General features: G+C 67.8%; 21 protein-coding genes. 13 read left to right on the forward strand and 8 right to left on the reverse strand.

What is annotated here, in order from left to right; translation table 11 throughout:
• Positions 1 to 14: 14 nt before the first annotated feature.
• The 3 genes from EX88_RS0100690 (at position 15) to EX88_RS0100700 (ending at position 2,381) form a co-directional block, all read left to right on the forward strand.
• Entirely contained in the window at positions 15 to 962 is a 948-nt protein-coding gene (locus EX88_RS0100690) for an extracellular catalytic domain type 1 short-chain-length polyhydroxyalkanoate depolymerase (RefSeq protein WP_051884267.1), read from the forward strand.
• A gap of 363 nt (positions 963 to 1,325) precedes the next feature.
• Positions 1,326 to 1,991: a DUF6973 domain-containing protein gene (locus EX88_RS0100695; protein WP_152566004.1), complete on the forward strand. Its 666-nt coding sequence runs from the start codon at positions 1,326 to 1,328 to the stop codon at positions 1,989 to 1,991.
• A gap of 105 nt (positions 1,992 to 2,096) precedes the next feature.
• The gene (locus tag EX88_RS0100700) at positions 2,097 to 2,381 is read left to right on the forward strand and encodes a hypothetical protein (RefSeq protein ID WP_031370108.1); all 285 of its coding nucleotides are present in this window, start codon (positions 2,097 to 2,099) and stop codon (positions 2,379 to 2,381) included.
• A 91-nt stretch (positions 2,382 to 2,472) separates the two neighbouring features.
• Here EX88_RS0100700 and EX88_RS0100705 read toward each other — a convergent pair whose 3' ends face one another.
• Together EX88_RS0100705 and EX88_RS26385 are read right to left on the reverse strand one after the other, a co-directional pair.
• Complete coding sequence (locus EX88_RS0100705) at positions 2,473 to 4,353, reverse strand: S8 family peptidase (RefSeq protein ID WP_051884269.1); 1,881 nt, start codon at positions 4,351 to 4,353, stop codon at positions 2,473 to 2,475.
• A gap of 187 nt (positions 4,354 to 4,540) precedes the next feature.
• Entirely contained in the window at positions 4,541 to 9,418 is a 4,878-nt protein-coding gene (locus EX88_RS26385) for an ESPR-type extended signal peptide-containing protein (RefSeq protein WP_036147742.1), read from the reverse strand.
• A 342-nt stretch (positions 9,419 to 9,760) separates the two neighbouring features.
• On the opposite strand from EX88_RS26385, the gene EX88_RS0100715 reads away from it, so the two are divergent.
• On the forward strand, positions 9,761 to 11,125 hold the full coding sequence (locus EX88_RS0100715; RefSeq protein ID WP_031370110.1) for a sensor histidine kinase: 1,365 nt from the start codon (positions 9,761 to 9,763) through the stop codon (positions 11,123 to 11,125).
• A 21-nt stretch (positions 11,126 to 11,146) separates the two neighbouring features.
• Here EX88_RS0100715 and EX88_RS0100720 read toward each other — a convergent pair whose 3' ends face one another.
• Positions 11,147 to 11,845 (reverse strand): response regulator transcription factor, encoded by a 699-nt coding sequence (locus EX88_RS0100720; protein WP_031370111.1) that lies wholly within the window; start codon positions 11,843 to 11,845, stop codon positions 11,147 to 11,149.
• A gap of 239 nt (positions 11,846 to 12,084) precedes the next feature.
• Between EX88_RS0100720 and EX88_RS0100725 the strand changes: the two genes are divergently transcribed.
• A complete protein-coding gene (locus tag EX88_RS0100725; RefSeq protein WP_051884270.1) occupies positions 12,085 to 12,981 on the forward strand; it encodes a haloalkane dehalogenase in 897 nt (298 codons plus the stop codon).
• 31 nt (positions 12,982 to 13,012) lie between these two features.
• Here the strand turns inward: EX88_RS0100725 and EX88_RS0100730 are convergent, their stop codons facing one another.
• Both EX88_RS0100730 and EX88_RS0100735 read right to left on the reverse strand, forming a co-directional pair.
• Positions 13,013 to 13,630 carry a nitroreductase family protein gene (locus tag EX88_RS0100730; protein ID WP_031370113.1) on the reverse strand — a complete coding sequence of 206 codons (618 nt, stop codon included), beginning with the start codon at positions 13,628 to 13,630 and terminating at the stop codon, positions 13,013 to 13,015.
• Between the two features lie 53 nt (positions 13,631 to 13,683).
• Entirely contained in the window at positions 13,684 to 14,556 is an 873-nt protein-coding gene (locus EX88_RS0100735) for an EamA family transporter (protein ID WP_031370114.1), read from the reverse strand.
• A gap of 78 nt (positions 14,557 to 14,634) precedes the next feature.
• On the opposite strand from EX88_RS0100735, the gene EX88_RS0100740 reads away from it, so the two are divergent.
• From EX88_RS0100740 to EX88_RS0100750, 3 genes are all read left to right on the forward strand, one after another.
• Complete coding sequence (locus tag EX88_RS0100740) at positions 14,635 to 15,150, forward strand: MarR family winged helix-turn-helix transcriptional regulator (protein WP_031370115.1); 516 nt, start codon at positions 14,635 to 14,637, stop codon at positions 15,148 to 15,150.
• Positions 15,151 to 15,313: 163 nt separating this feature from the next.
• Entirely contained in the window at positions 15,314 to 15,790 is a 477-nt protein-coding gene (locus EX88_RS0100745) for a hypothetical protein (protein WP_031370116.1), read from the forward strand.
• A 39-nt stretch (positions 15,791 to 15,829) separates the two neighbouring features.
• Positions 15,830 to 16,057, forward strand: a complete 228-nt coding sequence (locus EX88_RS0100750) for a hypothetical protein (protein ID WP_031370117.1) — start codon at positions 15,830 to 15,832, stop codon at positions 16,055 to 16,057.
• A gap of 37 nt (positions 16,058 to 16,094) precedes the next feature.
• Here the strand turns inward: EX88_RS0100750 and EX88_RS0100755 are convergent, their stop codons facing one another.
• On the reverse strand, positions 16,095 to 17,126 hold the full coding sequence (locus tag EX88_RS0100755) for a DUF4105 domain-containing protein (RefSeq protein ID WP_031370118.1): 1,032 nt from the start codon (positions 17,124 to 17,126) through the stop codon (positions 16,095 to 16,097).
• A 292-nt stretch (positions 17,127 to 17,418) separates the two neighbouring features.
• Here EX88_RS0100755 and EX88_RS0100760 point away from each other — a divergent pair, with 292 nt between their 5' ends.
• The 5 genes from EX88_RS0100760 to EX88_RS0100780 all read left to right on the forward strand — a co-directional run bounded on the left by EX88_RS0100760 (position 17,419) and on the right by EX88_RS0100780 (position 22,515).
• Positions 17,419 to 18,699 (forward strand): acyltransferase family protein, encoded by a 1,281-nt coding sequence (locus EX88_RS0100760; protein WP_031370119.1) that lies wholly within the window; start codon positions 17,419 to 17,421, stop codon positions 18,697 to 18,699.
• Between the two features lie 95 nt (positions 18,700 to 18,794).
• Positions 18,795 to 19,304 (forward strand): hypothetical protein, encoded by a 510-nt coding sequence (locus EX88_RS0100765; RefSeq protein ID WP_031370120.1) that lies wholly within the window; start codon positions 18,795 to 18,797, stop codon positions 19,302 to 19,304.
• 266 nt (positions 19,305 to 19,570) lie between these two features.
• Positions 19,571 to 20,077, forward strand: coding sequence for a hypothetical protein (locus EX88_RS0100770; protein WP_031370121.1), 507 nt, complete (start codon positions 19,571 to 19,573; stop codon positions 20,075 to 20,077).
• Between the two features lie 167 nt (positions 20,078 to 20,244).
• The gene (locus EX88_RS0100775; RefSeq protein WP_031370122.1) at positions 20,245 to 21,282 is read left to right on the forward strand and encodes a hypothetical protein; all 1,038 of its coding nucleotides are present in this window, start codon (positions 20,245 to 20,247) and stop codon (positions 21,280 to 21,282) included.
• A 207-nt stretch (positions 21,283 to 21,489) separates the two neighbouring features.
• Positions 21,490 to 22,515 carry a M28 family peptidase gene (locus EX88_RS0100780; RefSeq protein ID WP_031370123.1) on the forward strand — a complete coding sequence of 342 codons (1,026 nt, stop codon included), beginning with the start codon at positions 21,490 to 21,492 and terminating at the stop codon, positions 22,513 to 22,515.
• Positions 22,516 to 22,610: 95 nt separating this feature from the next.
• Here EX88_RS0100780 and EX88_RS0100785 read toward each other — a convergent pair whose 3' ends face one another.
• Positions 22,611 to 23,645: an NADP-dependent oxidoreductase gene (locus EX88_RS0100785; RefSeq protein ID WP_031370124.1), complete on the reverse strand. Its 1,035-nt coding sequence runs from the start codon at positions 23,643 to 23,645 to the stop codon at positions 22,611 to 22,613.
• Between the two features lie 141 nt (positions 23,646 to 23,786).
• On the reverse strand, positions 23,787 to 24,398 hold the full coding sequence (locus EX88_RS0100790; RefSeq protein ID WP_031370125.1) for a TetR/AcrR family transcriptional regulator: 612 nt from the start codon (positions 24,396 to 24,398) through the stop codon (positions 23,787 to 23,789).
• Positions 24,399 to 24,596: the final 198 nt, after the last annotated feature.

Genomic DNA, 24,596 nt, shown 5'->3' on the forward strand with positions numbered 1-24,596 from the left:
CAGGAGAGACCGTCATGTCGCTACCGTCCATCGCCCTGCGCCGCCGCTTCCTGTGCGCGCTCGCCGCCCTGTTGTTGGTGTCGTCGATCCCGGCGCCCGCTTACGCAGCCGGCTATTTCCGCGACCTCTACGTCAGCCTGGCCGGCGCCCGCGATTACCACGGCTACGTACCGACCAGTTACCGCCCCGGTGTGCCGATACCGATGCTGGTGGCCCTGCACGGCTGCACCGAAAACGACGTCGGTTTCGAATTGCTTTCCGGCTGGACCCAGCTCGCCGAGCAACGCGGCTTCATCGTCGTCTTTCCCGACCAGAACAACCTCGCCAATCCGCTCGGCTGCTGGAACTGGTACCTGGAGAGCAACCAGCATCGCGGCCTCGGCGAGCCGTCGATCATCGCCGGCATCACCAACAAGCTGCGCTCGCGCTACAGCGTCGATCCGCGGCGGATCTACGTCACCGGCGTGTCCGCCGGCGGGGTCATGGCCAACATCATGGCCGTAACCTATCCGGACCTCTACGCCGCCGCCAGCATCCTCGCCGGCTGCGAATACGACTGCGACATCCTGCAGCTGCAGTCGCCCGAAACCTCTGGGAACAAGGCCATCGCCGAGATGGGCAGCCGCCGCCGCGCCGTGCCGGCATTGATCTTCCAGGGCAGCGCCGATCTGGTCGTGGCGCCGTCGACGGCCGAACGCCTCGTCGGTCAGTGGGCGACCGTCGCGGGCATCGACAGCGTCGCCGACGAGGTGGTGCATGGCCAGGTGCCGGGCGGCCGCACCTACACCCACAAGGCGTATCGCGCGGCCGCGACCGGCCCGTCCTTGATCGAGTCCTATCTGATCGACGGCGCCGGCCATGCCTACCCGGGCGGCTGCCCTTGCAGCCTCTACGGCGATCCCTCCGGCCCCGATGCCAGCAACCTCAGCTGGGATTTCTTTCTCGCCCATCCCAAGCCCTGAGTCTCGGCGACTGGACTGCGCCCGGCACGCTGCGGATTTCGTGGCATGCGATTGCCTGGACTCCTGCACTCCGCGACTTGTCGTTCACTTGGCGGAACGACCGCCCGTGCGACATCAGCGGAAATCTACGCACGCTTCCAACGCCAGGAAGCGGGCGACGACGGAACTGCGACGCGTGTCGTGATCGGGAACGTGATCTCCGACGATAGCCTTATCCAACCCGCACAAGATTTCTTCCGCGCCAATAAATTTACCGAATAATTTCTTTAATTTCAGATACTTGCACTAGGGATCGACCTAGGTTGCCGGCCACGCTCGGTCATCGTCTACTGGCCTCCAGTCACAACTGCACAGGAGCGTGTCATGTTGTTGGATCCCATCGGCGGTGGCAGTGCGATTCAACCCAATCAACCCTTGAACTCGCGCCCGGACCTGGGCCAGATCGAGCGCGATTATCAAGTCGAAACCGACAAGATGATCAAATGGGAGCCGAACTACGTCGGCTGGTTCGTCAAGTCGACGAAGATGACCAAGACCGAAGGCGAGATGCTCGACAACCTCCAGTCCAAGGAGGGTTTGATCGGCGTCGACGAGTTCAAGAAGATCGGGAAGGAGGCCTTCAGCACGTCCGAGAAGCGATTCGACACCGAAAGCGCCGAGGACGGTCACCAGGATGCGTTCCGCCATGCCTATTGGAACGCACGCATGACCAAGGAGTACGGCGAGAAATTCGCCAAGGACTTCGCCACCGCGCATGAGGGAACGAGCAATAAGAGCGATCGCGAGGCGATGGACCTCTACAACAACGAGGTCGGTCGCCGCATCGCCACCGAGAACCCTCATGCCAGCAATAAGGAGCTCGCCGACCTGGTCCAGGCGGCGGTCGGCAACGGCGAGATGATCGTGATCGATCGGCAGGGCAATCTGGCGTGGAGCGATCAGGTGCCGGTGGGAGATCATGGAAAGGCCGATGGCCAGTTCATGGAAGAAGGCAAACCCAGGCCCGACGGCGAGACCTATCCTTCCTGAAGCACCTGAGCCACGGCCGGACCGACGTCAGGAGCGCACTCCTTGTCGCACTGCCCGAAACGCCTCTTACTTGCCCTCCTGGGCCTAACGATGGCAGGTTGCAAAATGTCCAGCGACTTCGATGCCGAGCTGTGGCGCGAACAGCGCGGTTCCACCGTTTTGGACAATCCGCGGGTCGAACAGGTCGTCCCCCTCGAAGAGGGCGGCCATATCCGCGAAGGCATGCGCCGCACCGAGGTGACCGAGCTGCTCGGCCCGCCCGATCGAAGTACCTTGCGTAACGATTACTACGAACTCGGCGCTTCGCCTTACGGCGTGCATTTGGAGCGCTATGCGATCGAGTACAACGACCTCGATCAGGTGGTGCGTTTCGATATCGAGCGACGTTGAGTTCGATCCGACCCGGTCAGGATCGAATCTGCAGCCGCAGGATCAGGGAGGCGGAACATACCCGCCTCCCTGCGTTTCCGCGGCAGGCTGCTTACTGATACACCCCCAGCACCGAGACGCCGCTGAAGGCGCTCTCGCCGACCACGCTCAGGTAATACGTACCCGCCGCCGGCTGGGTGATCACTACCGCTTCGCCGGTGCCGGGCTTGGCCGACTTGCGATCGAACAGCGTCGGTGTCGCCACGCGCTCGTAGGCGACGTAGATCGACACGTCGCCGCTGCCGCCGTAGCTGCGCAGATTGAGGCTGCGCATTCCGGCCGGGACCACGATCTTGAACAACCGCGCATCGCCGGCCGCACCGGTCTGGCCGGCGATGGCGACACGGTTGCTCAGCAGTTCGCCCTGGTCGACCGGGATTTCCTGGGTGGCCGCATGCACCGCAGCGGCCGCGTCGACGATGCCGGGGCCTTGCGGCTTGCTCGCCGGCGGCACGACGGTGAACGGCTTGACCGTGCCGCGCAGCAATGCCTTCACCTGCGCCGGCGTCAGCGGCGGACGCCCTGCCTCGGTGGCCGCGGCTTGCATCAACGCAACCACGCCGGCAACGTGCGGGCTCGCCATCGAGGTGCCGATCATGCCCATCAGGCGATCGCCCTCCGGGCTCGGCAGCGGCGCCTGGGTGCCGGCGTTGCCGAGCGACCAGATCCAGCGATCGTCGGGATCGGAACCGCTGGTGGCGTTGCCGCCCGGCGCGGTGACGGCGACGGTGGCGCCGTAGTTGGAGAACCACGAGCGAGCGCCGTCGATGCCGCTCGCGCCGACGGTGATCACGCCCTTGCAACTGGCCGGCGAGAAGAAGCCGGCGTCGGCATTGTCGTTGCCGGCGGCGACGACCACGGTGACGCCGCGCGCGACCGCGCCGTCGATGGCCTCCTGCGTTACCGGGTCCTGGCTGCAGGAACCGCTGCCGCCGAGACTCAGGTTGATCACTTCAGCGGGATCGGCATTGTCCGGCACACCGTCGACGTGGCCGCCGGAAGCCCAGACGATGGCATCGGCGATATCCGAGGTGTAGCCGCCGCCGTGACCGAGCACGCGCACCGGTTGCACTTTCGCAGCGAACGCCACGCCGGCCACGCCGACGCCGTTGTTGGTCAGCGCGGCGACCGTGCCGGCGACATGGGTGCCGTGGAACGAGCTCGGATTGCCGCCGACCCAGTCGCCCGGATCGTGCGCGTCGGCATCGCGTCCGTCGCCGTCGCCGCCGACGTCCGGGTCGTGGATGAAGTCGTAACCGGCCACGATGTTGGCGTTGAGATCGGCATGATCGAGGTAGCCGGTGTCGAGCACCGCCACCACGACACCGTCGCCGTGGCTGGTGTCCCAGGCGGCCGGTGCGTCGATGCCCGCGCTCGGGTGGGTGTAGTGCCACTGCAGGTCGAAACGCGGGTCGTCGGGGACGAAGTCCAGGCGTTGCTTGAGGTAATCGGGCTGGGCGTACTTCACTGCCGGATCGGCGCGCAGTTCCGCCAGCAGCCGGTCGGTTTCGCCGCGGTCGAGGCCGCGCGACAAACGCAGCACGTCGGCGCCCGTCGCCAATCGGCGCACGTGCTGCACGTCGAGTACGGACGCGCCGTGGCCGGCGAGGGCACGCGATCCGGCCAGGCCGGCACGCGTCGCCGCGGCATTCACCGCGCCGAGCACGGAGGCAGGACGGCTGCGCGTCTGTGCGGCGTCCTGGTAGCGGACGATGATGCGATCGAAGCGCGCTTGCGCCGGCGCGCTGCCGAGCAAGGTCTTGCGCACGGATGGCGCGCCGGCGACCGGGCCGTTCGCCGTCGCCAGTGCGGTCAGGCCCGACGCCGGCCACGGCGCGGCACCGGTCAGGTAGCCCGAAGCGAAGGCCGACAGGCCGGCGATGACGGCGGTGGCCAGCGCGCCGTTGCAGAGGATGCGCGTGCTCTTCTTCATATCTCTCTCCCAGGGAAGTGCGATTCGGATGCGGGCAAGGCGACCGTTGCGGGGGATCCGGTCGCGGCGCTCGCTGTTTTGTGGGTGGATAGGCGCGAAGCGGACTGACGCTGCGCTGACCTGTGTCTTTCCTGCGCAGGCGAGCCGGCGCAGGAAAGAGCGAGGCGTTACGACAACGGCAACCGGCTCACAGATCGAAGCCGAAGCCGATACCGGCCGACGAGTCGTCGCTGCTGAAAGCGCCGCCGATGCTCATCGAGGCGCGTTCGCCGATCGCCTTGGAATAACCGACCGACAAGGCGCTTTCGCCGTTCTGCCAGCCGGCGCCCACGGCGATGCGTCCGCGCGGGCTGCGGCTGTTGGCGGCGTTGATGGACATGTTCATCATCGCCGCGCTCATCGCACCCTGGCGGTCGATACGCTGGTCCTGTTTGTTGAGACGCAGGCCCAGTTCGTCGCGCAGACCGGTGAACTCATCGCTCAACGCCTGGTAGCGGCTGTCGGTGTAGGCGTTGGCCGACGACAAGGTGCGCGTCGCGGCGCTGTCGGTATAGGCATTGGCGCTGCCGACCGCTTGCGCGTTGGCGGCCTGCACCTGTTGCACGTTGGCCGCATCGGTGGCGCCGACGCCGGCGGCGACGTTGCTCAGCTTGCGTTCGCTGCCGGCGCTGGCGACCGAGACCGCATTGGCTTCGGCCGTGACTGGAGCACTGTCGGTCAGCCCGCTCGAGGCAACCGCGCCTTCTCCAGCGCTCGCCGCCTTGCCCTTGCCGTGACCATTGCCGTTGCCGTTGCCCGGCTTGTGCTCGAGCTGATCGACGCGCGCATCGAGTCCGTCGATGGCTCCATCGAGCGCGCCGAGCGCATCGCCGACGTTGTAGTAACTGCCGCCCTGGATGGCGTAGGTCGGCCCGATCATGCCGCTCGGCCCCATCGAAGCGCCGCCGCCGAGCATCTGCGCAGCGTTGTCGCCGAGTTGGAACAACTGGCCGCCGTTGACCGCTTCGCGGCTGCCGCCGGCGAGCCGGCCGTCGGCGACGTTGCCGATCACCGTGCCGTCCGCGCCTTCCAGAGTCAGTGCGCTCTTGCCGTCGTCGTCGTACTTGACCGCGGTGGCGAGTGCTTCGTCGATCTCGCCGACCGCCGCGTTCAACTGACCGACGTTGACCGCATCGGTGTTCGCGCTGCCGGCCTTGAGATGAGCGATCTGGCGTTCCTTGCCGGCAGCGCCCACCGCGACCGTGCCGGCGCGGTCGGCGACCGAGCCCGCACCCACCGCCACCGCATTGGCCGCCGTGACCCGGGCACGCGCACCGAGCGCGGTGCCGTCCTGCGCGGCGTCGGCGACACGCGCGTCGTAACCGATCGCGGTGGACGCTTGGGCTCGCGCCTGTGCATTGGAACCGGCCGCCGTCGCCGTCGCGGCGATCGCCTGGCTGTTCGCACCCAGGGCGGTGGCGTTGGTTTCGGCGGCCCGGGCGTTGCTGCCGAACGCCGACCCACTGACCTTGTCGGCGCGAGCGTTGGCGCCGACCGCGGTGCTGCCGTTAGCGTTGGCGACCGCACTCGCGCCCGCGGCCAATGCGCCTTGGCCGTTGATGCTGGCATCGTCGCTGCCGTCCTGCTTGCCGCTGGACTTGAAGTAGTGATTGGCCTGACTGACGCCGCCGGCCACCGCATCGAGCTGCGCCTTGTTGACCGCATCGGTGGCTTCGGTGCCGGCCGCGACGTTGGCGATCTGGCGATCGATGGCGGCGTGCACGGTGCCGCCGGCATCGGTCCAGGCGCGGGCCGCGCCCACCGACACGCTGTCGGCGCGGTCGGCCAGCGAGCCCTCGCCCAAGGCCACCGCATTGGCGGCATCCGGCGTGGTCCAGGCATTGGCGCCGAGCACGGTCGCGTGCTCGGCCTGGGCGAAACTGTTGAAGCCCAGTGAGGTCGAGGAGCCGCCTATCGCCCAGCTCTCGGCGCCCACCGCCGTGGTGTAGTCGCCGACCAGGCTGCTGTCCCAGTACGAACCGGCATACGCACCGGCGCCGAGCGCGGTGCTGTACAGACCGCTCGCGCCGGCGGAGCTGAAGGAGCCCGCCGAGAAACCGCCCAGGGCGGTGCTGTACTGCCCGGTCGCGGCGGCGTTCTCACCGATCGCAGTGCCGCTGGTGGCGATGTAGACGTTCTCGCCGGTGCTCTCGTCGAACTGCCAGTAGCCGGATTTGGCGCCGACACCGACGGCGACGCCACCGCCGCCTGCGCTGGAGTTGGCGCCGACCGAAGTCGAGTTCCAACCCTGCGCATACGCGCCGGAACCGACCGCGGTCGATTGCCAGGCCGACGCCGTGGCGAAGCTGCCGAGCGCGGTCGAGAACGGCGCATCGGCGAGCGCCAGGCCGCCGACCGCGGTCGCGAGGAAGCCGTTGTTCTGCGCGCCCGAACCGATCGACACACCCAAGGCGCCGTTCGACACCGAACCGGCGCCGAGCGCGACCGCGCCGCCGCCGTTGGCTTGCGCGCCGTTGCCGCCGGCGAAGCTGTCGTCGCCGTCGGCGAGGGCATCGCTGCCGACCGCGGCGCTGTTCGCGCCGTTGGCGACCGCGCCGTAGCCGTTGGCGGTGCTCTGTTCGCCGATTGCGTTGGCGCCGGTGCCGAACGCCGATGCGCCCTGCCCCAGGGCCAGGCTGGAACCGCCGACCGCGGTCGAATGATCGCCGACGGCATTGCTTTGATAGCCCACCGCGGTGCTCTCGACGCCACCGGCGACGGCGTTGGCGCCGACCGCGCTGGCATGTTCGGCATCGGCGATGGCGGCATCGCTGCCGTCGCCGGCGCCATCGGCGGCGAGGTAATCGTTGGCATCGCCGACGCTGTCGGCGACTGCATCAAGCTGGGCCTTGTTGACCGCGTCGGTCGCCTCGGTGCCGGCGGCGACGTTGGCGATCTGCCGGTCGATCGCGGCGAAGGTGTTGCCGTATTGATCGGTCCAGGCTTGCGCGGCGCCGACCGACACCGTGTTGGCACGTTCGCCGGTACTGGAGCCATGGCCGAGAGCCACGCTGTTGTCGGCCGTTGCCGACGTGTAGGAGCCGACCGCGGTGCTGTTGCCCGCCATCGCCCACGCGTTCGAGCCCAGGGCCGCGGCGCCGTCGCCATTGCCGTAGCTGTTGTAGCCGACCGAAGTCGCTTCGGTGCCGGTGGCCCAGCTTTCGCGGCCGAGGGCGACGCTGTTGAGCGAGGTCAAGGTGTTGTTGCCGACCGAAACGCCGCCTTCGCCGGCGCGCGCCTGCACGCCGACGGCGGTGGAGGCGATGTCGGCGAGCGTGCCCTGGCCGACCGCGACCGATACGTCCTTGGCCTGCGCATCGGCGCCGAGCGCGGTGGCGAACAGCCCCTCGGCCCACGCCCCCACGCCGAGCGCGCTCGCCTTCCAACCGTTGGCGGTCGCCGCCGCGCCGAAGGCCGAACTCTCGCGTCCGTTGGCCCAGGCGAACATGCCGTGAGCGGTGGCGAACAAACCGCTGGCCTCGGCCAGACCGCCGATCGCGGTCGCGCCCAAGCCCTGGGCGAGGCTCTGGTTGCCGATGGCGATGCCGTTGCCGTGCATCGCGACGCTGGCGCTGCCCAGAGCAATGGCACCGCCGCCCTGGGCTTGCGCGCCGTTGCCGTGGGCGACCGAATTCGCGCCGTCGGCGACGCTGCCATACCCGCTGGCGATGCTGTAGTCGCCGATCGCGTTGGCGGCGGTACCGAACGCGGAAGCGCCCTGACCCAAGGCCAGGCTGGAACCGCCGGCCGCGGTGGCATGATCGCCCGCGGCCTGGCTCTGATAGCCGTAGGCACTGCTCTCGACGCCGCTGGCGACGCTGTAAGCGCCGGTCGCGGTGCTCGCCTCGCCCGCAGCCAGGCTCTGCGCGCCGCTGGCGGTGGCGTTGTGGTTCAAGGCGCTGGCGTGATCGCCGATCGCTTGCGCGCCGATGCCGCTGGCGCCGGCGACGTTGCCGATCGCGACCGCGTTCTGGCCTTCGGCATAGGTCGCCTCGCCGACGTCGGGTGCACCGTCGCCATCGAGATCGACCCATTCGCTGCCGCCGATGGCGATGGTGCCTTCGCCGCTCGCCGCGGCGTTATGTCCGAGTGCGACCGCGCGCGCGCCATAAGCCAGGCTGTTGCCGCCGATGCCGACGCTGCCGCCGCCGACCGCGTTGGCATAGCCGCCGATGGCCACGCCGAAATCGCCGGCCACCGCGCGCGAATTCGCGCCCAGGGCCACACCGGCTTCGCCGTTGGCGCCGGCATTGAAACCGCCGACCAGGCTGCCGCTGCCATAGGCCTGGGCATAACCGCCGATCGCAACCGAACCCATGCCGGCCGCGGTGCTCAAGGCGCCCAGCGCGGTGGCGGCTTGTTCGGCGGTGGCCTCGGCGCCGGCGCCGAGCGCGGTGTTGCCGAAACCGCCGGCGAACGCACTCTGGCCGATCGCGGTGCTGGCATCGCCGAAGCCCATCGCGCCCTGGCCGAAAGCGCTGGCGCCGATGCCTACACCCGCGCTCTGCGCGCCGACCGCGGTAGCGGCATTGTTCGCCGCCCAACTGCTGTCGCCGATGGCGCTGGCGTAGTCGCCTTCGGCCTTGGCACCAGAGCCCATCGCGATCGCGCTGTAGCCGTCGGCGATGGCATCCACCGGGCCTTCGACTTCCGGCGTCCACGGCAGGTCTTCGGGGCCGTTGATCTTGAAGTAGGGCGTATCGACGATCGGCGTCGCCGCGACGACGGCCTGCGCGGCCGCGGCGCAGTCGATATCCGCCGCATCGTCGGCCTGCGCGCGTGCGCAAGTCTCGTCGGCGGCGATCGATTCGGCCGTCGGCGCGGCGCTCGTCGTCTTGCCGACGACGTCGTCGGCCCACGCAGGTGGGGCGCCCAGTGCCAGCAACAGGCTCATCGCCGCCACGCCGGCGCTGGCATCGGCCAGGCGGCGACGGCCATCGCGCTTGCCGCCGCTCGAGGCCAATTCCGAGGTCACCACCATCGCCTGCTTGGCGTGACTCCATACGCGGCTGAAAATCTTGTTCATCGATCGCTCTCCCGCCCACTGTGTCGTTTCGGAGGCATGCGACGCCCGTCGGCCCAGAACGACCGGAAGACCGGTCGATGCCGTCGCATCGAATGCCGTTGGATGAATGGCCGGCCCCGCCCTGGCCGGTCGCCTGGATGATTCGCCGCGTACGTGGATGACGACATCGGCTGAGTGCGAACCTAAGACGCCGGCTTCCGCGTTGTCACGCTCGCGATCTCACCGAATAATCACCGAGTTCTCACCGACGGCCGCGGCCGTTCGGATCGCCAGCGCCATGGACGACGTGCGACCGTGCCGCTGCGTCATCCCTCTGCGTCCGACACGACGAGCCGCCTGCCCATGTGGAAACCCTTCGCGCACTGGTTGCGCAGCGCCCCCATCGCCGATGCCGTCGATCGCCGCAACGCGCCGGCGATGCAGTTGCTGCTGTTGTTCTACGGCATCGCCCTGCCGGCCAACTGGGCCTGGCATCTGTCGTCTCGACCGATTCCCGCGGGCTGGGCCATCGTCCTGCTGCTCGACCTGACCACCGCCGCGCTGGCGTTGTTGTGCGTGCGGCTGATCCGCCGCGATCGTTACCGCACGGCGATGATGCTGTTCCTCGGCGCGCTGTTGACCTCGCTGGCGCTGGCCTTCCACAAGCTCGGCACGCAGGCGCAATTGATCGACCAGACCGCGATGATCCTGACCCTGGTCATCGCCGGCGTAGTGCTGGGCCGGCGCGCGCTGTGGACGGTGTTCGCGTTGTTGCTGGCGATCTTCGCCATCGGTTTCGCCACCGATGCCCACAACACCGCCAAGGGCCCGCAATGGATCGGCAATGCCCTGCGCAACGCGCCCTCGCTGGTGGCGAGCTACCTGATCATCACCGCGATCCTCGACCGCGCCGTCACCGCATTGCGCGAAAGCCTGGACGAATCGAACGCGCGCGGCCGCGAACTGCAATTGGAGATGGCCCGGCGCGAACGCGCCCAGACCCAGCTCATCCATGCGCAGAAGATGGAGGCCAGCGGACGCCTGGCCAGCGGCATCGCCCATGATTTCAACAACATCCTCGGGCTGATCCAGGGCTTCGCCGCGCAGCGCGATGCCGCGCTCGACCTGCCGGACCCGCGCGAACGCAGCGCGGCCTTGGCCGCCGCCCTCGAGGGCGTCGAGGAAGCGGCCGAGCGCGGTTGCGCGGTGACCCGCAAGCTGCTCATCTTCAGCCGCAACGACGTGCTGCGGATCGAGACCTTCGATGCGGCGCGCGCGCTGCGCGACCTGCAGCCGATGCTGCGGCAGCTGCTGCCTGCCGCGGTCCGTCTGGAACTGCCGGCCGTCGCCGCCGCATTGCCGGTGCGTCTGGATCGCAGCGAGTTCGAGCTGATGGTGCTCAATATCGCCGCGAACGCGCGCGATGCGATGCCCGACGGCGGCCGCTTCGCGATCGCCGCGACGGCGCAAGGCGGCGAGATCGAAATCCGCCTGGCCGACAACGGCCTGGGCATGGACGAGCACGTGCGCGAACGCGTGTTCGAACCGTTCTTCAGCACCAAGCTGGCTGCCCATGGCACCGGCCTGGGCCTGTCGGTGGTGCACGACCTGGTCAAGGCCCTGGGGGGCGATATCCGCGTCGACAGCGCGCCCGGCGCAGGCACCGCGTTCACCATTCGCCTGCCGTTGGCCCACGAGGCGGTCGATAACGCCGAGGGCATGGCCTGACGACTAGGCCGGACCGATCGTTCAGTGCGCGCCGCCGAGTACGTAGCCTTCGCCGTGCACGGCGTTGAGCGGCAAAGGTTCGCCGCAGGCGTCGGCGACCTTGCGGCGCAAGCGATAGACCAGCGAATCGAGGCGGTGCATGTCGAAGTCGTAGACATTGTCGGTCAGCGCCGCGACCAGTTGCTCGCGCGTCACCAACTGTCCGGATGCAGCGGTGAGTCGCTCGACGACGCGGCGCTCGGTACGGGTCAGTGCCACCGCGCCACCGGACGGCGACAGCAGGCACCAGCCATCGGCGTCGAGCTGCCAGCGGCGGCGCACCGGTGCTGCACCGCGTAAGCGACGCGCCAGACTGTGCAAAGTCGCCGCCAGCACTTCGACCTCGGCCGGCTTGGTCAGATAAGCGTCGGCGCCCTGGCTCAATCCGCGCACGCGATCCAAGGTGTCGCCGCGTCCGGTCAGCATGACGATGCCGATGCCGGGAAAAGCCTCGCGCACCTCGCGCGCGACTGCGAAGCCGTCGGCATCGGGCAGGCCCACATCCAGCACGACGATGTCGAACGTCGCCGCGGCCAGATGCAGGTGCAGCGCGGCTGCCGTGTCCATGCCGGTCACCGCGAAACCGAAGTTCGCCAGGCCCGGCACCAACACCCGCTCGCGCAGCAGCGCGTCGTCTTCCACCAAGGCCACGCGCGGCAAGCTCTGCCCCGATGATGTCATCGCGGTCATCCTCAGATATCGCCCCCTGCGCCTCGGATAGTACCCGCCCGGCGCGTACCGGGAATGCGTCGGCGGTGCCCGATCGGCGACAGTCCACGCTTCTGCGCGCGAATCAGGGCAGCCAGCGTGCGCAAGCCCTCGCCGCCGCCCCGCTGGCCCCTCGGTTTTGCCTGGATCTGGCCCTACCGGCACGCGGGCGGCGCGGAAAAAATTTGCCCAGTCCAATCGAAAGGTCTGCGATGAACGCCAGCGAACACCCCGTCCTGCCCATCGACACCCTGCCGCGCCGTCGCATCCACGTGCTCGATACCGAGATCAGCTATGTCGATGTCGGCGAGGGCGCGCCGATCGTGTTCCTGCACGGCAATCCGACCTCGTCCTATCTGTGGCGCAACATCATTCCGCAGGTACGCCACCTCGGCCGCTGTCTCGCACCGGACTTGGCCGGCATGGGCCAGTCCGGCCCGATACCCGGCGGCGGTTATCGTTTCGCCGACCACGTGCGCTATCTCGACGCCTGGTTCGAAGCCAAGGACCTGCCCGACGGCATCACCCTGGTCCTGCACGACTGGGGCTCGGCGCTCGGCTTCCATTACGCGCGCCGGTTCCCGCAGCGCGTCGCCGCGATCGCCTATATGGAATCGCTGGTGCAGTCGCGGACCTGGGCGGATTTCCCGGCCGGCCGCGACACCTTGTTCCGGGCGATGCGTTCGCAACAGGGCGAACGACTCGTGCTCGACGAGAACTTCTTCGTCGAGACCGTACTGCCCAAGAGCATCCTGCGCCAACTCAGTGAAGAGGAATTGCAGGCCTATCGCGCGCCGTTCGCGACCCGCGAATCGCGCCTGCCGACTTTGGCGTTCGCACGCGAGCTGCCGATCGACGGCGAGCCGGCCGACGTCGCCCAGGCGGTGGACGCGTACGCCGATTGGCTGGCGTCGAGCACGCTGCCGAAGTTGTTCGTCAACGCCGAGCCCGGGGCCTTGTTGACCGGACGCGCGCGCGAGTTCTGCCGCAGTTGGAAGAACCAGACCGAAGTGACCGTGCCGGGCATTCACTACCTGCAGGAAGACGCACCGCACGCGATCGGCCGCGCGCTCGCCGAATTCCTCTCGACCCGGGTCCGCCCGGGCTGATGCCGGCGCCGGCCCGAGCCGGCACCGACGTTCAAACGTAGGCGATGACTTCGTGCACCGGCTTGCGCGGTTTTTGCGGCCAGTTGCCCGGCAGCGGATGGCCGACGGTGACGACCAGCACCGGCACTTCGTCGGCGTCGAGCGCGAACTCGCGCGCGACGCCCGCGAAATCGATCCCGCCCATCGCGCCGGTGGCCCAGCCCATGCCTTCGGCGGCGAGGATCAAGGTCATCGCCGCCAGCGACGCCGAACGAATCGCTTCGTCGCGTTGCAAGGACGGATCGTCGGCGTGCGCACGCGCCGCCTGGGCCACCCAACCATCGGCCATCGACTGCGCCATGATCCCGGCCTCGACCGAGGGCTGTAGCGCCCGCTGCAGGTGTTCGTGCGCCGCGAGCGTGCCGCAGACGATGAAGGCGACCGAGGCGTCGGCGATCTTCTGCTGGCCGTAGGACAGCGCTTTCAGGCGCGCTTTCGCCTCGGGCGTGCGCACGGCGATGAATTTCCAATTCTGGAAGTGGTACGCCGACGGCGCGCGCGTGGCCTGATCGACCAGGGCGGCGATGTCTTCGTCGGAAATCCGTCGGTCGGGGTCGTAACGGTTGGCCGACACGCGCGATTCGATGAGTTGTCTGATCGGATGGTTCATGGCACTTCTGATGAGAGGACTGGAGGGGCGCAGCGAGAACGCAGGCCGCTGGTTCAGGCCGGCCGGCTGCTGCGCCATTGCACGGCCAGGACGCTGCCGAGCACGACCAGCAGGCCGAGCAGAGAGACGCCGGTAAGGGCTTGCCCCAGCAGGGCCCAGCCGAGGATCACCGCGGTCAGTGGGCTCAACAGGCCGAGCGAGGACACCGCTACCTGCGGCAAACGCGCCAGGCCGCGGAACCACAGGGCGTACGACAGCAACGCACCGGCGATCGACAAATAGGCATAGGCCGATACCTGCAACAGACTCAGGCGCGGCAGCGGCGCATCGATGGCGAGGGCGACCGGCGCCAACATCAGGCCGCCGAGCAGCAACTGCCAACCGGTCAGGGCGAACACCGGCAGGTCGCTGCGCCAGCGCCGGGTCAGGTAGTTGCCGGTCGCCATGCAGGCGGCACCGGCCAGGGCCGCGGCGATGCCGACCGGCTCCCAGACCGTGTCCGGCGACAGCAGCAGCACGCCCATACCGACCACGCCGAGCACGCAGGCCCAGACGGTGAACTGCAGCGGCCGGCGCTGGTCGACCGCCCAGGTCAGGGCAATCACCAACAAGGGCTGGATCGCGCCGACCACCGCGGCGAGACCGCCGGGCAGGCGGTAGGCGGCGACGAACAACAGCGCCTGGAAGACGGCGATGTTCAAGCCCGACAAGACCAGCAGACGGAGCCATTCGCCGCGCGCCGGCCAATGCCGCATGAAGGCGACCAGCAACAGGCCGGCCGGCAGGGTGCGGATCAGGGCGGCGGTGAAAGGCCGGTCCGGCGGCAACAGCTCGGACGCGACGATGTAGGTCGAACCCCAGATGGCGGGGGCCAGGGCGGTCAGGAGCATGTCGATCCAGACCGGGCGGTGCGGGGCTGCGCTCATGAAACTATCTTCAATTCAAGATAAGATCCTAGCCTGAAGACAATTTATCTTGAAGTCAAGACAAATCAGGGAGCCCTCGTGGCCACGAGCGAACGACAGCCCGACTCGGTCGACGCGATCCTCGACCAATGGCGCCGCGAGCGTCCCGATCTCGACGCCAGCCCGATGGGCGCCATCGGCCGGGTCAAGCGCTGCGCGGCCCTGTTGCAGCGCCGGCTGGACAAGACCTTCTCGACCTTCGACATGACCAGTTGGGAGTTCGACGTGCTGGCCACGCTGCGGCGTTCCGGCGCGCCCCACTGCCTGGCGCCCACCGCGCTGTTCTCGGCGCTGATGATCACCTCCGGCACCATGACCCACCGCCTGCAAAGGCTGGAAGCGGCCGGTTGGATCGAACGCCGGGCCAACCCGAGCGATGCGCGCAGCCTGTTGGTGCAACTGACGCCGGCTGGCCTGGCGCTGATCGACCGGGCCGTCGAGGCGCACATCGAGAACGAGCGCCGCATCATGGCGAGCCTGGCGCCGGCCAGCCTGCGCTCACTCGACGATGCCTTGTCGGAACTGTTGACGATGCTGGAGTCCACCGCCGAATGAGCGGCGCGCGGCATGGCTCGAACGGCGGTGATCGGCCCGAACCGACCGCGATGCGGCGCAGGTGCGAGCGCTCAAACTGAACCGCCGTCGCAGGGGTTAGGTGGCAGTCACCCGGCGCGCCCATGCTGGCCTTGGAAAGCACACTTCCGCCCAGGGGACGACCATGCAGCTACCGATCGGACGGCCAGGCAACGGCAATCTCACGCAGTATCCGCCGGTCATGCGCGCCATGAGCAGCACGAACGAGCCCGACGGCCGCATCCAGCCCGACGACAAGCATGCGCATGGCTTCGGCGCCTATCGCGCGGCGACCGATCGGCCTATGGGATCGCGCTGGGTCGCGGCACTGAGGCGGACGCTGGATCCGCGATTCCTCGCCACGCCGCTGCACGAACTCGCCCTGCAAGCCGTCAATGCATTGCCCGGCTCGGCGGCACCCGAAATCGGTTGGCAAACCTCGACCTGCGTGTGCGTGTCTTTCGCATGGCGCCTGCGCGCCGAGCCGGATCTCAACGACCGTTATCTGGCCGACTTCGGACTCATGCGCTCATGGGTCGACCTGCATTGCCGCATCCCGCTGCATGCGAGCTATGCCCGCAGCCCCCGGGACCTGACGGGGCAGTCACGGCCCACCGCCTAAGCTGTATCGCACGCAACGTCCACCACCAAGGGGAAGGCCATGCGCCTGTCGATCCGATTGAGGCGTAACGGCAATCCGAAGCTGTCGCCTGTGCCCATGTCCGACCTGGGCGTGGCCGCCTTGGACGGCGTGCCCGGCGTCACCGCACCGAAGATCACCGACACCATCCACGAGGATGCGATCTTCTCGTTCGTGTGGAGCGGCCCCGGCATGCCCAAGGTCACCGACGAGTACCTGCAGGGTTTCGGCTTGTCGCGCGTCGAGTAAGCCTTGGCCGCAACGCCTCGATCCGCGCGCGGAGGCCTCAGCGAGCGCGGACCTGATCGGCCGCCACGCCGGGCACGCCTTCGCGAATGAGTTCCGAGAACGCCGACGAGTCGCCCGCTGCGCGCGCGCGGTCGGTCACGCGCCCGCGATCGTGCAGGGTGCGGTAGTCGTAACCCGGCACCAACCCGTCTTGGTCGTAGGCGTACTCGGCCAGATAGCCCGACAGCAGCAATCGGTAATCGAGCGGCAGGCCCGGCGCTATCTGGCGCATCAGGTCGAACACGATGGTGGTGCAGTTGCTGGTCAGAGTGTTGTAGAAACTCGGCTGCCGTTCGAGCTCGCCGGCTTCGGCGACATAGCCGAGAAACAACGAACGCAGCGCCTCCTTCGGCAGACGCAGCCGGTACAGATAGACGTCTTCGTTGCGCACATTGCTGCGCACCCGCAGGATATCGCGCTCGTCGGCCGCGACCAGGGTGGTCTCGAACTCGCGGAAGAATCCGCCGAGGGTCGAGAACTGCTCGCCGCGCTCCTTGCGGATCTCGACCGAGAACACCAGCTTGCGGCCGTCGTCGAACCCGAACGACACCAGGGTGTGGGCGATCGCCGGCCCCATCCAGTACGACAACACCAGATCCGCCGACTGCAGACGACCGAGGTCGTATTCGCGGCGTTCCCAGCGCGGCGTGTAGTCGTCGTCGCTGCGCCAATCGAAATTGCGCACGTTGTCGAGCCGGACCCGGTCGCCGTCGACCTGCGCGTGCAAGTGGCGGGCGACATCGTCGGCCCATGCCCGGTTCTGCGACGGGCGCAGCGTGCTCCACCACAGCAGCACGCCGGCGAAGGCCAACAGATAGACCCATAACTCCGGTTTGCGCAGGCGGCGCACGGCGAACAACGCCGCCAGCGCGCTGACGACGAAGGCCGCCACCATCACGCCCTTGAACGCGACCGCCAGCGGCAATCGATACCACAAGGCCAACCCACCCCAGGCGGCCGACAAGGCGATCGCCGGCGCCAGCAACAGCCAGCGCAGCCAAGGCGCCCCACGTGTGTCCAAAGCGATCATCGAATCGTCCGTCATGCGAAAGGAGCCTGCAGCGGGCCGACGGCAGCGGCAGCGCCGGCGCATCGCGGCCCGGCTTGGATGCCAGGGTGCCGACGAGAGAGTACGCGCTGGGCCGATGCCTGCGCACGAGCACGGCGCATGCGACCTAGGTCCGCTCGAACGGCAACCCCGTTCCGAGTCTCGACATCCGCCGCGCAGCGCAGCGCATGAGGAAGCGTGATCCAACCAACGGAAGCGCGCCGGCGGCGCCGCTAGTCTCGGCCAATCCACCCCGCCCCGCATCGGAAGCCGCATGGTCGATATCCATCAGGTATGGCCGTACTTCGCGATGCTGGCGCTGGCCTTGGCCTTCGCCGCCCTGCCCTGGTTCCGCGCCGCCGACCGCGCCCCGCCGCAAGCGGACCAACGCAGCGACACCCTCGACGGCCTGCGCGGGTTTCTCGCCCTCAGCGTGTTCGCCAGCCACGTCATCGTCCATCACGAATACCTGCGCACCGGCGTGTGGGAACCGTCGCCGTCGGCGTTCTACAACAGCGCCGGCCTGCTCGGGATCTGCCTGTTCTTCATGATCACCGGCTTCCTGTTCTGGAACAAACTGCTCACGGCCGGCGGCCGCCCCGGCTGGAAAGCCCTGTATATCGGCCGTGTGTTCCGTCTGGGGCCGATGTATCTCGTCGCGGTGCTGACGATGATCGCCATCGTCGCCTACCGCACCGGCTTTGAGCTACGGGTTCCGCCGTCGCAGGCGATCGCCTCGGCCCTGGGCTGGTTGGCGCTCGGCATCGTGCCGCCACCGCCGACCCTCAACGGGTATGCCGACACCGGCACCATCCTGGCCGGCGTCACCTGGACCTTGTTCTTCGAGTGGCTGTTCTATTTCTCCCTGCCGGTCTCGGCCTGGTTCGTGCGCCGCGGCCGGCATCTGGCCTTCAGCGCCGGCCTGGTCGCCTTGTGCCTGCTGACCATCGCCGCGGCGAGCTGGCACGGCGGCTTCGAGCCCGGCATCAAGCCGCGGCCGATACTTTTTCTGGCGGTGTTGGCCGAGCTGGTGTTGATGCTCGGCGCCGGCATGTTCGTCGCCTCGCTGCTGCATGCCGGCATCGGCGCGCGCGTGCAATGGCGGCGGCCGCTGTGGGGCGTGGTCGCGTTGCTTTGCCTGGCGGCGCTGTTCGCCACCATGATCGCGGGCGCGCCGCGCATCGGGTTGGCGCAGTTGTTCCTGCTGTGCCCGCTCGCCGGCACGTTCTTCTTCATCGTCTGCTCGGGCAACCGTTTGTTCGGCCTGTTGGCGTGGCCGGCCTCGCGCCGGCTGAGCAACCTCAGCTACGGCATCTACCTCTCGCAGGGGCTGATCCTGGTCGCGGTGTTCGCGATCCCGGGCGTCGGCGCTTATGCCGCCAGCGGCGGTCCGGCGTTCTGCATCGTCTACCTCGGCTGTGCCCTGCTGCTGTGTGCGAGCGCCCTGCTCACCTATCGCTACGTCGAAGAGCCCGGCATTCGCCTCGGCAAGCGCATCGCAAGCCGGCTCGGCGCCAAGTCGAACACGCGGGTAGCGCTGCCGGCGACGACTTAGCGCGAGCTCCTGTGCAGAACCTTGGTTCCGATGCGGGCACGGTCGCCGCTGCGCAAGGAACCGCTCGATCGCCCCCCACCGAAACGGAGACCGCAATGACCCACGCCTATTTCTGCCCGGAAAACCCCAGTGAGAGCGCCACAGGCGTGATCCCATCCGAGATCAAGCTGGCCAGCGGTTTCAAGCCGTGGAACTCGGACAGCCTCGCCATCAGCCGCGCCAACCTGCGCAGGTTGGTGAACAACGGCACCCTGGCTCTGGAAGCAGCGCGCTGGTGCGGCGAAAAAGACCGCAAGGACGGCTGGTTCTTCAGCTCGCAGCTGGATGAACCGACCGACTACCGTGCCTCTCCCTATTTCTACCGCTTCGACATCAGCGGCCTGACCCAGAAGGCATGGACGGTGCTGGGCGATATCGGCGCACCGGAGATGCACCTGTACCTCGACAGCGACGACCTCGACACGGCGACCAAGATCGCAGTGATCTGGATGGCCAGCCCCATGCAGTTGCTGGTCATGTCGCCGGTCGGCGTGAACCGGATCGATCTGCGCATCGGCAGGAATCCGGACGCGTGGCTGCCCCTCGAGGACTACAACGGAAATTGAGTCGGCGCGATGGCCCCGGCGCAAGGCCGGGGCCATCGAGGTGCGACAGGCGGGCGTATGCGAGTGCGTACGGCGGCTTCTGTCACGGCGCATGAGCGGACACGCGCCCGCGGCCGCGGCGTATGCGCCTGCCTAGCGGCCTTTCACACTGGCTCCTCCGACAACGTTCGTTTCCGATGCGGGTACGGCCGGCGCCGCGCCCGTGGCCGACAGCGGCTGCGTACACAGCGCGCGTTCGCCCTCACCCATCGAAACGGAGACATGCAATGACTTATGCCTATCGCGGCGAAGACGGCCCCATCGGGGGCAAACCCGGGCGCACCCCGGGTGATGTCAAACGATCCGGCGGCTTCAGGCCATGGAGATCGGACAACATCCAGACCAGCCGCGCCAACCTCAGGCAGTTGGTGAACACCGGCACCCTGGCCATCGAAGCCGAGCGCTGGTGCATCGACAAGAACCGCGAGAACGGTTGGTTCTTCAGCACGGGGCTGGACGAAGAAACCGCCTACGACACCTACCAGTTCTTCTATCGCATCAATACCGATGGCCTGGTCCAGCAGCCGTGGACGGTGCTCGGCAAGGACAACGTGCCGAAGATGAAGCTATACCTCAACAGCAACGACCTCGACATGGCGACCAAGATCGCGGTGATCTGGTTCGCGCGGCCCAAGGAGTTGCTGGTGATGTCGCCGGTCGGCGTGAACCTGATCGATCTGCGCATCGGGGTGAAGCCGGATGTGTGGCAGCCGCTCGCGGAGTTCCCGGGCTGAGCCGGCGCGGCGGCCCCGAATGCCAGGCCGGGGCCGCCGCCCTCCACCCGCAGGGGCTCATGTCAACGCGCACGGCGGCGCGAGCGCCCTTCGCCGTTCGGGTTTCACGGCTACCTGCCGACGGCGTTTCTTTGTGCATTCCGCCATTGCGCCCACGGGAGCCCCTCATGGGAAACAAGCCGCCTAAAGAGGCCGAACAGGCCGACGCCAAAGCCAAAGCCAAAGCCAAAACCATCAGCGATCTGTTCGCGCTCTCGAAAGTCGATCCCCAGGACGGCATCGATGCGGTGACCCTGGACGGCATCATCCGCCATCTCCTCAAAGCCCCGATGCGATCCGACGATTGGGCGGCGATGGACATGCTGCATCGCGTGCATTGGTACGAGATGGTGCGGGATTTGGTGAAGCAGATCGGCATGGGTACGGAGCGCCAATCGCAGATCCTGGAGCAGTTTCGCAGAGTCTTGAACTACAACGAAGACATGAGCACAGACCGGGCATCGCTGAGAAATGACGACAGCAGCGACAGCGACAGCGACAGCACCAGCGGCAGTATCGGCGGCAGCGATGTTCCGGCCCATCCGGCGCTCTTGCTGCGGCAGCTCGACGAATCGCTCGGCAACACCCACAGTTATCTTGTGCTCGCCGGCTGGACCAGGGAGCGGCTGATCCGCTTCGACACGGGATCGTTGATGGCCGCGGTGAAAGCCGACCGGGACTTCATCGATCAGTCCACCAACTACACGCCTCCGGCGCCGGTCAGCCTCACCAACTTCGTGCCGACTACCGCCTCCACCTCCAGTACCGGTTCCAGTGCCGGCTCGACCTCGGCCCCGACTCCACGTGTCGTGATCAACTATTGGACACTGCCCGAGAGCGAGAGGGCAGCGGCCGCAGAAGAGCTTGCCCGCGCGTACAACCGCACCCTCGCCAATACCACGGGCGCAGCGCCGGCGACGAATGCGGTTCCGATCGCGGCCTTCATGGCCAACCAGGAAGTGGCGATCAGAGCGGTCATGGCCGGCTACGACTTCCTCGAACCCACCACGGGCGCGCGTAAGTTGCTGGGCCAGACCGCCGTCGCGATCGATCTGGCCCTGGGTGTGGCGAACACGCTGGCCGGACGCGGCGCTTCCAGCATCACCGAGTCGACGATGAAAGAGAGCCCGGACGGGTTCGACAACCAAGGCCTGAAGAAACTGTAAGGCTCGCGACCGCGGCATTCGCGGTTGCCGCCACCTGCAAGGCCGAGAATCGCGACCATGCCTGCCGTTGGAAACGTCGACCGGCACCGGGAACCGGCCCACGGAGTCCGCGGCACATCGGACGCAGTCGCAAGGCGACCGCGTTCGCTGGTATATCTGCCCATCCGGCCTCGTCCTGGCCGATCCGCAGACAAGGCCGTCGCTCCCATGCTGTTTCGCCGTTTTCTCCTGCTGCTTGCGGCCCTCGCAGCGATCGCCGCCGCCGTCGTGGTCGCCGTGGTGCAACCGTTCGTCAGCCCCTTGCCCTCGCAACCTGTGGCCGTCGATAGCGCGCGCTTGAAGGCCGACGTCAGGCACCTGTCGGTCGATCTGTACCCGCGCAGCTACGACCAGCCCGACAGCCTGGAGCGCTCCGCGAACTTCATCCGCGACGAATTCGCCAACAGCGGCGGCCGCGTGTCCCACCAGGACGTGAAAGTCGAAGAACGCACCTACCGCAACCTCATCGTGCGCTTCGGCCCCGACAGCGGGCCTGTGCGGGTGATCGGCGCGCACTACGATTCCTTCGCCGATGTCGGCTTCGACACCGACGATCCGCGCGGCTATTCGCCGCGCACGCATACGCCGGGCGCCGACGACAACGCCAGCGGCGTCGCCGGCTTGCTGGAGCTGGCGCGTCTGCTCGGCCGCAACCCGCCCGCGCATGCGGTCGAACTGGTCGCCTACACCTTGGAAGAGCCGCCGCATTTCCGCAGCGAGCACATGGGCAGCGCCTGGCATGCGCGTTCGCTCAAGGCGAGCGGGCGCGAAGTAGAGTTCATGCTGTCGCTGGAGATGATCGGCCGCTTCAGCGACCGCCCCGGTAGCCAGCGTTATCCGCTGCGCGGCATGGACCGTTTGTACCCGGACCGCGGCGACTTCGTGATCCTGGTCGGCAGGCTGGGCGACTTCGGCCGCCTGCGCCGGCTCAAGGCGATCATGGCCGGGGCGACCGACCTGCCGGTGCACTCGATCAATGCCCCGCCGCTATTGCAGGGCATCGATTTCTCCGACCACCTGAGCTACTGGCATGAAGGCTATCCGGCCTTCATGGTCAGCGACACCGCCTTCCTTCGCAGCACGACCTACCATCAAGCCAGCGACACCTACGACAAGCTCGACTACGCACGCATGGCCAAGGTGGTGCAGGCGGTGTATGCGATCGCGCAACGGCCCGGCGCCGACGCGGATTGAATCCGTCGCACGCATGCAAGCCGCGAGGACGCCGCTCGCATGCGCGCCGGGCGTTCGGGCCGAACCTACTCGTGCAGGCCGGGCCGAGCCTTGCCTCAGGCCGCGGCGACTCGCACCACGCGCTTGCCGAGGTTCTGCCCTTCGAGCAGGCCGATGAAAGCCGTCGGCGCATTCTCCAGGCCGTCGACGACATCCTCGAGCAACTTGACCCGGCCTTCGGCGACCCACTGGCTCATGTCGCGGCTGAACGTTTCGAAGCGATCGCCGTAATGGTCGAGGATGATGAAGCCCTGCATGCGGATGCGCTTCTGCAGCAGCGCAGTCATCGTCTGCGCCAAACGGTCCGGGCCCGAGGTGTGCTCAGCGCCGTTGTAATGCGCGATCACGCCGCAGACCGGCACGCGTGCGCCGATGTTGAGCAGCGGCAACACCGCGTCGAACACGGCGCCGCCGACGTTCTCGAAATAGACGTCGATGCCGTCCGGGCAGGCCGCGGCAAGGTGTTCGGCCAGTCGGGGGTCGTGGCGGTCCAGGCACACGTCGAAGCCGAGTTCCTCGACCGCATGGCGGCATTTGTCGGCGCCGCCGGCGATGCCGACCACGCGCGCGCCCTTGAGCTTGGCGATCTGCCCGACCACCGAGCCGACCGCACCGGTCGCCGCGGCCACGACCACGGTTTCGCCGGCTTGCGGCTGGCCGATGTCGAGCAGGCCGACGTAAGCGGTGAACGCCGGCATGCCGAGGCCGCCGAGGGCGAACGAGGGCTGCGGCATGTCGCCGAGCGCCTGCAGATCCTTGCCATCGGACAGGGCGTAGTCCTGCCAGCCGGCATTGCCGAGCACCACCTCGCCGACGCGGAACTGCGGGTGCCGCGAGGCGGCGACGCGGCTGACCGTGCCGCCGACCATCGGCGCGCCCAGCGCCACCGGCGGCGCGTAACTGGTCCCGGCTTCGTCCATCAGATTGCGCATGTAGGGATCGAGCGACAGGTACAGGGTGCGCAGCAGCACCTGGCCTTCGTCGGGCGTCGGTACGGCGGTTTCTTCGAAGCGGACATCCTGGGCCGTCGGCAAGCCGCGCGGGCGGTTGGCCAGGACGATGCGGCGGTTGACGGTATCGCGTTGCGACATGAGTGCATTCCTTTAGCGCTGGGGTGGGGGTTGGATCGTTCGTAAGCGAGGTGCTGACGACAGGCCGCACGACAAATAGACCGGTCGTCTATAAAACAGGCAAAACTAAAGGCGGGAACGCAGGCACGCTCCCGCCTCGGCTCAGGCGTCTTGGGCCAGGCCCAGCCGCTCGCGCGTGCCGGCCATGACCATATCCAGGCCGCTGCGGTCGCGGGCGATCTTGGCCAGCAGACTGGCGCCGAGCCAGCTCTGGTAGAGCGCGACCGCGGTCGCCTGCGAATCCGATGCATCGGCGAGACCGGCGAGCGAGCCGTCCACGCGCCCTGCTTCGATGCACTGGGCCAGACGATCGACGACCCCGCGCGTGCCGCGCGCCAGCGCCGCGCGCATGCTTTCCGACAAATCGCAGACCTCGGCGCCGAGCTTGACCACCGGGCAGCGGCTTTGGTTTTCCTCGCCGGTCTGCGAATCGAGCCAGTCGTTGAAGAAGGCGATCGTCCGCTGCGCCCCGGTACCGGGCTGCGACAACAGCGCGTCCATCCGCCCCAGGTATTCGGCGAAATAGACCTCGAGCACCGCTTCGCCGAAGGCTTCCTTGGAACCGAAGTAGTGATAGAACGAGCCCTTCGGCACCTGCGCCGCGGCCAACACCTCCGACAGCCCGACCGCGGTGAAGCCCTTGCGCAGGAACAGCGGGTGGGCCACCTCGAGGATGTGTCGGCGGACGTCGGTAGCGGCGGGGGTGGCGTTCATAGGCGGCACGATAGCCGCAATTAGACCGGTCGTCTAGTGCTGGGAGACGAGCGGGTCGCGGATACTTCCGGGTAGGAGCGGCGCAAGCCGCGACCGCGCTGCGAAGGTCTCGCGGCGCTTCTCCCAAGCAAGGTCAATATCTAGATCAAACGCCTAAAGCTTCCGCCACTAAAGCGGCGGGTTACTTTCTTTTGTCAT

This window comes from Lysobacter antibioticus, assembly GCF_000731095.1.
Lineage (GTDB): Bacteria > Pseudomonadota > Gammaproteobacteria > Xanthomonadales > Xanthomonadaceae > Lysobacter > Lysobacter antibioticus_B.